This window comes from Methylobacterium sp. (genome assembly GCF_019750675.1).
Classification (GTDB): Bacteria; Pseudomonadota; Alphaproteobacteria; order Rhizobiales; family Beijerinckiaceae; genus Methylobacterium.
The window spans coordinates 1-8,638 of record NZ_JAIEOF010000430.1 but is presented as its reverse complement, the minus strand read 5'-3'; the positions used below and the strand labels follow the sequence as shown (position 1 = coordinate 8,638).

5 protein-coding genes are annotated in these 8,638 nt (G+C 70.3%); 3 read left to right on the top strand and 2 right to left on the bottom strand.

The annotated features are described in order from the left end of the window. Positions 1–314: 314 nt before the first annotated feature. A complete protein-coding gene (locus K2X24_RS22525) occupies positions 315–488 on the top strand; it encodes a hypothetical protein (protein ID WP_292501309.1) in 174 nt (57 codons plus the stop codon). 43 nt (positions 489–531) lie between these two features. Here K2X24_RS22525 and gloA read toward each other — a convergent pair whose 3' ends face one another. Further along, positions 532–972: a lactoylglutathione lyase gene (gene gloA, locus K2X24_RS22520; protein ID WP_238276523.1), complete on the bottom strand. Its 441-nt coding sequence runs from the start codon at positions 970–972 to the stop codon at positions 532–534. A gap of 133 nt (positions 973–1,105) precedes the next feature. On the opposite strand from gloA, the gene pepN reads away from it, so the two are divergent. Together pepN and K2X24_RS22510 are read left to right on the top strand one after the other, a co-directional pair. Continuing rightward, positions 1,106–3,733, top strand: a complete 2,628-nt coding sequence (gene pepN / locus K2X24_RS22515) for an aminopeptidase N (RefSeq protein ID WP_292501304.1) — start codon at positions 1,106–1,108, stop codon at positions 3,731–3,733. Positions 3,734–3,927: 194 nt separating this feature from the next. Then, a complete protein-coding gene (locus tag K2X24_RS22510; protein WP_292501310.1) occupies positions 3,928–6,318 on the top strand; it encodes an ATP-binding protein in 2,391 nt (796 codons plus the stop codon). 31 nt (positions 6,319–6,349) lie between these two features. Here the strand turns inward: K2X24_RS22510 and K2X24_RS22505 are convergent. Further along, a partial coding sequence (locus K2X24_RS22505; protein WP_292501302.1) for a bifunctional [glutamine synthetase] adenylyltransferase/[glutamine synthetase]-adenylyl-L-tyrosine phosphorylase occupies positions 6,350–8,638 on the bottom strand: 2,289 nt, incomplete at its 5' end.

Below are 8,638 nucleotides of genomic sequence, written 5' to 3'. Positions count from 1 at the left end.
GCACTGTCCCTGGGGTCGCCCCCGCCGGACGTTATCCGGCACCGTCTCTCCATGGAGCCCGGACTTTCCTCCCCGGGCAAGGATCTTTGAACCCTGCGCCCGGAGCGGCCGCCCGGCCGACTGATCCGCGGCGGATGTGCGCCGGGCGGGCGCGACAGGTCAAGGGCGTTCGCGACGCAAGGCGTGACGCCGGGATCGGCATGCCGAGATTTTGGACACCCCGCTTGGCGAGGCCGATGCCCCGCTCCAACTGCCGGAATCGGCCCGTGGGCGGCACCGCCCCGGCCGGTGGACGCACGGAACAGGAGGAAGCGATGGCGACGAACGACACGGCCTGGACGCTCGAATCCGTCCAGCAACTCACCGCGATGGCCCGGGAGGGCATTCCGGTCTCGGTGATGAGCCTCAAGCTGCGCCGGCCGATCGAAATCGTGGCGGCCAAGCTGAGCCAGCTCGGCCTCACGCCCGTACCCGAGACCGGCGCCTGACGACGGGGCGAGCCGCCGACGCGCGGCGGCTCGTCGGTTCGGGCTACCAGGAGCCCGTGTTCTCCATGGAGGACCAGGGCTCCTGCGGCGGCTTGGCCGGGCCCTTCTGCAGGAGCTCGATCGAGATGCCGTCCGGGGACTTCACGAAGGCCATGTTGCCGTCGCGGGGCGGGCGGTTGATGGTGATGCCGGCCGCCTGGAGCTTGGCGCAGAACGCGTAGATGTCGTCCACCTCGTAGGCGAGGTGGCCGAAATTGCGCCCGCCCGAATAGCTCTCGGGGTCCCAGTTGTGGGTCAGCTCGATGACGGGCGCCTGGGTCTCGCGTGCCGTGCCGGCATCGTCGGGGGCGGCGAGGAAGACCAGGGTGAAGCGGCCCTTCTCGTTGTCGACCCGGCGCACCTCCTGGAGCCCGAAGGTGTTCACGTAGAAGTCGAGGGCCCGGTCGAGGTCGGCGACGCGGACCATGGTGTGCAGGAAACGCATGGGGTAGTGCTCTCTTTCGATGGATGGCGCCTATGTGGACCGGCGCACGCACGCGTCAACGGGCCTGGGGGCCTGCGCGTTGCGCCGCTGCCGCCGCCCCCGCAAGATGGGGCGGACGCCGGAAGGGACCCGCATGCGCACCGAGACTCCGATCGCGATCCGCCTCGAGGATTACCGCCCGAGCGACTACCTGATCGGGACCGTGGCGCTCGACGTCGCACTGCATCCCACCGCGACGCGGGTGCGCGCGGAGATCGGCCTGCGGCCCAACCCGGACGGCCGAGCCGGCGCGCCCCTGGTCCTCGATGGGGACGACCTCACCCTGACGGACTTGCGCCTCGACGGAACGCCCCTGGCGGCCGAGGCCTACGCGGTCACGCCCTCGAACCTGACCCTGACGCACCCGCCCGCCGGCCCCTTCACCCTCACCATCGAGACCGAGATCGACCCGACGGCCAACACGAAGCTGATGGGGCTCTATCGGTCGAACGGCGTCTACTGCACGCAGTGCGAGGCCGACGGCTTCCGCCGGATCACCTATTTCCTCGACCGGCCCGACGTGATGGCGGTCTACACCACCCGCATCGAGGCGGACCGGGCCGAGGCGCCGGTACTTCTGGGCAACGGCAACCCGATGGAGGCGGGCGAGGCCGGGCCGGGGCGGCACTACGCGATCTGGCACGATCCCCACCCGAAGCCGGCCTACCTCTTCGCCCTGGTCGGCGGACGCCTCGACCACGTCCAGCGCGATTTCACCACGAGCGAGGGCCGCCGGGTCGCGCTCGCCGTCTATGTCGAGCCGGGCAAGGCCGCGCGGGCGGACTACGCCCTGGAGGCCGTCGCACGCGCCATGGCCTGGGACGAGACCGTCTTCGGCCGCGCCTACGACCTCGATGTCTTCAATGTGGTCGCGGTCTCCGACTTCAACATGGGCGCGATGGAGAACAAGGGCCTCAACATCTTCAACGACCGCTACGTGCTGGCCTCCCCCGAGACGGCGACGGACGCCGATTACGCGGCGATCGAGGCCATCATCGCGCATGAGTACTTTCACAACTGGACGGGCAACCGCATCACCTGCCGGGACTGGTTCCAGCTCTGTCTCAAGGAGGGGCTGACGGTCTTCCGCGACCAGGAATTCTCGTCCGACATGCGCTCGCGCGCCGTGCATCGCATCGGCGAGGTCCGCACCCTGCGCGCCCGGCAGTTCCCCGAGGATGCGGGGCCGCTGGCCCACCCGGTGCGGCCCAGGCAATATGCCGAGATCAACAACTTCTACACGGCGACCGTCTACGAGAAGGGCGCCGAGATCGTGCGGATGCTGCGCACGCTCCTCGGTGCGCAGGCCTTCCGCGCCGGCATGGACCGCTACTTTGCCGACAACGACGGTCGCGCGGCGACGGTCGAGGATTTCCTGGCCGCCTTCGCGGCCGCCTCGGGCCGGGACCTCGACGCCTTCGCGCGCTGGTACGAGCGGCCGGGCACGCCGCGCGTCGCGGTACAGGGCGCCTACGACGCGGACGCGCGCAGCTACCGGCTGACCTTCCGCCAGAGCCTGCCCGGCGCCCCCGACAGCCCGCCCCTGACCATCCCCGTGAGCCTCGGGCTCGTCGGCAGCGGCGGTCCTCTCGCTGTGGTCTGCGACCGGGTCCGGGACGGCGTGTTCGTGCTGGAGCGAGCGAGCGACACCCTTACCTTCACGGACGTCGCCACACCGCCCGTGCCGTCGCTGTTTCGCGGCTTCTCCGCCCCGGTGCGGATCGAGATGGACATGGCCGACGCCGACCGGCTCGTGCTGCTGCGCCACGACAGCGATCCGTTCAACCGCTGGCAGGCGGCCCAGAGTGTCGCCATGCGTCTCCTCGTGCAGGGCACGCGCTCGGGCATCCTGGCGAAGGAAGCCGCCGAGGCACTCGCGGGGGCCCTCGCTGCCTTCCTCGACGGGGAGGCGCTGGCCGATCCTGCTTTCGCCGCCCTGGTCCTGGCGCTACCGAGCGAGGCGGATGTCGCCAACGAGATCGGCGCCGAGATCGACCCCGATGCCATCCATCGCGCCCGACACGCTCTGCGGCGAACCCTCGCGGCCGGCCTCGCGGAGCGCTTCCGGCACCTGCGCGACGCCCTGGCGGACGCGCCCGGGACCCCGTTCAGCCCCGACGCAGCCTCCGCGGGCCGACGTGCGCTGCGCAATGCCGCCCTCGACCTCCTGACCGCGACCGATCCGGACGGCGCGACGGCGCAGGCCGAGGCCCAGATGGCCGGCGCCACGACGATGACGGATCGCCTCGCCGCGCTCTCGGTCCTGGCGCAGAGGCCCGGGCCGGCGTGCGAGAACGCCCTCGCGCGATTCGCAGAGACCTACCGCGCCGAACCCCTCGTCCTCGACAAGTGGCTTGCGATCCAGGCCACGATCCCCGAGTCGGACACGCTCGAGCGCATCCGTCGCCTTCAGGTCCACCCGACCTTCTCGATGACCAATCCGAACCGGGTCCGCGCCCTCATCGGCAGCTTCAGCATGGGGAACCCGACGCAATTCAACCGTGCAGACGGCGCCGGCTATCGCCTCGTGGGGGAAACGGTCCTGGCCCTGGATCGGACGAATCCCCAGGTCGCCGCGCGCATGCTGACGGCCTTCGGCTCCTGGCGGATGCTGGAGCCCGGGCGGCGCGACGTGGCAAGATCCACACTGCTGGAAATTCGTGCGGCCCCCGGACTGTCGCGCGATGTCGGCGATATCCTCGGGCGGACCCTTGCCGGCTAGCCAAACCACTGGCGGGAATCGCCTTTTCGGGCTGACTTAACACTTGTTTTCGCTCTGCGATTCGGCGGGCGAGTCAAGCGACGCCCAAAAAAACGCGTGGACAAAACACCGTTGGAAATGCTGAATCGTATACGATTCGAAGCAGCGCCCGCGGGCCCGCTTCCACCGATTCAACGCAGTTGCGGGGTCAGACCATGCTGGAGGCGGATTCCGCTTCCCTCTCCGCGCGCGCCGATACCATCCTGGGTATTCATCGGCCGCAGCATTCCACACATGTCCGTTTCGTTCGTGCGGAGACCTGGCTGCGCTTCGCCCTTCCGGCGCTGTTCGCGACCTTCCTGATCTGCCTCGCGGTGGTGGCGACCCTGTTGCTGCAGACGCAGCGCGAGGACGTGATCCGGTCGGCGGTGACCGACGTGGACGCCCTGACCCGGCTGGCGGCGGCGGCGTTCTCCGGCGTCGAGATCGCCGACGAGGCGAAGGGCGCGGAGGCGCACCAGAGCTTGCGCACGCTGTTGCCGCCGGGCCTGCTCCATGCGGGCCGGCGCATTCTCCTGATCGCGCCGGACGACAGCATCGTGGCGGCCAATCCGCCGCTGCCGGGCCCCCGGCGGACCCTGACCGAGCATCTCGGGGAGATGCAGGCGCTCAGCACCCTCGGCGAACGCGCCGGCGTCATGACCGTGACCCTCGCCGACGGATCGACGGCGGTGGCGGCGCTTCGCAGCCTGCCCGGTGGGCGCGGGCAGGTCGCGGTCCTGCAGCCCTTGGAGGACATCACCGCGAGTTGGGGCCTGCGCGCGCGCAATCAGGCGATCCTGCTCGGCGCTGCCGCCCTGGTCATCATCGGCACGGGCATCGCCTACGCCCTTCAGACCAACCGGGCCCATGCGGTCGACCGCGTCTGCGAGCAGATCAAGCAGCGCCTCGACACCGCCCTCGGACGGGGCCGCTGCGGCCTGTGGGACTGGGACATCCCCCGCGGCCGGATCTACTGGTCGGACTCAATGTATGCCCTTCTGGGGTACCACCGCGAGCGTGAGTTCCTGTCCTTCGGCGACGTGAACGCCCTGGTTCATCCCGACGACGGCGATCTCTACAGCCTCGCCCGGCACCTCGCCGCGAGCCAGTCGACCGTCGACCACGAGTTCCGCGTCCGGGGGGCGACGGGCAACTGGGTCTGGATGCGCATGCGGGCCGAGATCGTGCCCGACACGATCGACGGCGGGCGCCACCTCGTCGGCATCGCGCTCGACGTGACGGAGCAGCGCAACCTCGCGGAGCTGAACGCCACCGCCGACATGCGCCTGCGCGACGCCGTCGAGGCGATCTCCGAGGCTTTCGTCCTATGGGACACCGGCAATCGCCTCGTGCTGTGCAACTCGAAGTTCCGCCACCTGCACGCCCTGAGCCCCGAGGACGCGATCCCCGGCCGGCGCTACGCCGAGATCATGGGCCGGGGCGTCCTGCCGCCGGTGCGGCGCGAATTGCGCGACCTGGAGCCGAGCGGCGCCACAGCCCGGACCTTCGAGGCGGAGCTGACCGACGGACGCTGGCTGCAGATCAGCGAGCGCCGCACCAAGGACGGCGGCTACGTCTCGGTCGGCACAGACATCACGAACCTCAAGCGCCACCAGGAACAGCTCGTCCAGTCCGAGCGCGAGTTGATCGAGACCGTGCGGGACCTCAAGCGCTCGCGTCGTACCCTGGAGCTTCAGACCCAGCAGCTCGCGGACCTCGCCGAGCGCTACCTCGACCAGAAGGCGCAGGCGGAGGGCGCCAACCAAGCGAAATCCGAGTTCCTCGCAAACATGAGCCACGAGCTGCGCACACCGCTCAACGCGATCATGGGCTTTGCCGAACTCATGGAGAGCGAGGTCTACGGCTCCCTCGGCTCGCCGCGCTACACCGACTATTGCCGCGACATCCGCAGCAGCGGCGACTACCTGCTCTCCGTGATCGACGACATCCTGCACATGTCGCGCATCGAGGCCCAACGGGTGAAACTCGTCCCGCGCGAGATCCCGGTCGCGACCGCCATCGAGGGAGCGCTCAAACTCGTCGGCGAGGCGGCACGGGCGAAATCGCTCAGCATCCACGTCGACGTGGTCGAGGCCCTCCCGGTCCTGGCCGACGAGCGCGCCCTGCACCAGATCCTCAGCAACCTTCTTCAGAACGCCGTGAAGTTCACGCCGTCCGGCAACGGGCGCATCATCGTCAAGGCTCGGCCGGCCGGCGACAACGTGCACGTCTTCGTGGAGGATACCGGCATCGGCATCCCGAAATCGGCCCTGCGCCGCCTCGGCGCCCCTTTCCAACAGGTCGAAACCAACCTGACCCGCAGCCACAAGGGGTCGGGCCTCGGCCTCGCCATCGCCCGCTCCATGGCCGAGTTGCACGGGGGCGCCCTGCGCATCCGCTCGCAGGAAGGCCTCGGCACCATCGTGATGGTGCGCCTGCCCGCTCCGACGCCCGAGCACCGGCAGGCCCTCTCCATCGAGGCAGCCCAGGAAACCGTGGCTTCCCTGCGCGATGCCGCCGGCGCCACCACCCGCCTGCCGGAACGGACGGCGGTGGGGGTCTGAAGCCCCTGCCCCGTCCTCTCCCGCGAGTCCGTCAATCCGTCAGCAGGCGGTCGAACAGCGCCCGCACCGCGTGGCGCTGCTCGTCGAGTTGCGCCACCAGCCGCGCCGCATCGGGCGCGCCCATGGCAACGGCGAGTCGCGACAGGGTCACGGGTGACGCCGCCGCGGAATCGCCCTCAACCATCAGCCGCTGCCAGTGCAGCACGGCGTCGAAGGTCCGATAGGCTTCCACCAACGTCTCGGCCTCGCCCGCGGCCAGCAGCCCCACATCGGCGGCGCGGGCCAACACCGCGCAGGCGCCGAGCCCGATGAGATCGGGCAGGCGATGGGCGTGGGCGAGGACGAGCGCCTGGGCCAGGAAGTCGAGGTCGAGCAGCCCGCCCGGGGCGAGCTTGAGGTCGAGGGCGCCGCGATCCCCTTTCTCCCGCTCCACCAGCATGCGCATGGCATGGACCGCGCGGTGGACCTCGGCGGCCTCCCGCTCGCGGCCGACGATGCCGCGGATTTCCCGGTCGAGGTCGGCCGCCAGTTCCGCATCGCCCGCGATGACCCGCGCGCGGGTCAGGGCCATGTGCTCCCAAAGCTCCGCCTCGCCGGCGTGATAGGTGCGAAAGCCGCGCCATTGCACCGCCACGGGGCCCTGCCCGCCCCCCGGGCGCAGCCGCAGATCGACCTCGTAGAGATGTCCGCGCCGGGTCGGTACGGTCAGCGACGCGACGAGGCGCTGGGTGAGGCGGTTATAGGCCACAGCCGCGTCGAGGGGCTTGGGGCCGGCGCTCATGCGCGCGTCCGGGTCGAAATCGTAGAGGACCACGAGGTCGAGATCGGAATCGGCGGTGAGTTGGCGCGAGCCCAGGCGGCCGAGACCGAGAATCGCCATGCGCCCCCCCGGTACCGCGCCGTGCTCGGAGAAGAACGCACCCGCGATGCGCTCCAGGGTGGTGCCGATGACAGCGTCCGCGATGCCTGTGAAGGCGCGGCCCGCTTCCTCCGGGGACAGGATCCCGGAGAGGAGCCGTGCCCCCGTCAGGAAGCGGAGCTGCCGGGCGGCATCGCGGCTGCGGTCGAGGAAATCCTCGTGGTCGCTCGGCTGGCCGAGACGGTTGCGGAACTGCGCGGCGAGGTCCGCGGCATCCGTCGTCGCCTCGCCGAAATCCCGGTCGATCACCGCATCGAGCACGTGTGGGCTGAAGGCTACGGTCTCGGCCAGGCGCGGCGCGGTGCCGAGGAGATCGGCGAAGAGTAACCGCAGCCGCTCGTTGGAACGCAGGATGGTCAGGAGTTCCAGGGCCGCCGGCATCCGGGCGAAGGCCCGGTCGAGGGTATCGAGGGCGGCGTCCGGCTGCGCCGTGCCGCCGAGCGCCTGCATCAGGGCCGGCACCAGTTCCGTCAGCACCTCCCGGGCACGCGGCGTTCGCACGGCGGGGCGCCGCCCGAAATGCCAGCCGCGCACGGTCTCGACAGCCCGTTCGGGCTCCCGGAAGCCGAGCTTGCGCAGGGTCGCCAGGGTGGCGGGATCATCGCCGGTGCCGCTGAAGACGAGGTCGCCCACATCCGAGGACAGGTCCGGCTCGGCCTCGAAGAGCATCGCGTAGTGACCCTGCACGCGCCGGGCGTGATGGAGCAGCGCCGCCTCAAAGGCCGAACGGTCGGCGAAACCGGCGAAGCGCGCGAAGCGCTCGAGTTCCTCCGGCTCCTGGGGCAGGCGCTGGGTCTGCTCGTCGCGCACCATCTGCAGGCGATGCTCGACCGTGCGCAGGAAATCATAGGCCGCGGTCAGGTCGTCGCGCGCGGTCGCGTCGATCCAGCCGTCCCGCGTCAGGCCCGTGAGCATCGCCACGGTGCCGCGTCCGCGCAGTTCGGGACGGCGCCCGCCGAAGACGAGCTGCTGAGTCTGGACGAAGAACTCGATCTCGCGGATGCCCCCACGCCCGAGCTTGATGTCGTGGCCCGCCACCGCGATGGTGTCGTGGCCGCGCACCGCGTGGATCTGGCGCTTCATCGCGTGCACGTCGGCAATGGAGGCGAAATCGAAGTATTTGCGCCAGACGAAGGAGCGCAGGTTCGCAAGGAACGCCTCGCCGGCCGGGATGTCACCCGCGATGGCCCGCGCCTTGATGTAGGCCGCGCGCTCCCAGTTCTGGCCGAGGGTCTCGTAATACAGGTAGGCCGCGTTCAGGGAGAGGGCCGCCGGGGTCGAGCCGGGGTCCGGCCGCAGGCGGTAATCGACGCGATGCACGTAGCCGTCGGCGGTGCGCTCCTGCAGGAGCTTGGCCATGCCCTGCGCGAGCTTGGTGAAGAACGGCGTCGGCGCAAGGTC

Coding starts and splice junctions, on each gene's coding strand:
- K2X24_RS22525 (WP_292501309.1), top strand. CDS start 315: ATGGCGACGAACGACACGGCCTGGACGCTCGAATCCGTCCAGCAACTC.
- gloA (WP_238276523.1), bottom strand. CDS start 972: ATGCGTTTCCTGCACACCATGGTCCGCGTCGCCGACCTCGACCGGGCC.
- pepN (WP_292501304.1), top strand. CDS start 1,106: ATGCGCACCGAGACTCCGATCGCGATCCGCCTCGAGGATTACCGCCCG.
- K2X24_RS22510 (WP_292501310.1), top strand. CDS start 3,928: ATGCTGGAGGCGGATTCCGCTTCCCTCTCCGCGCGCGCCGATACCATC.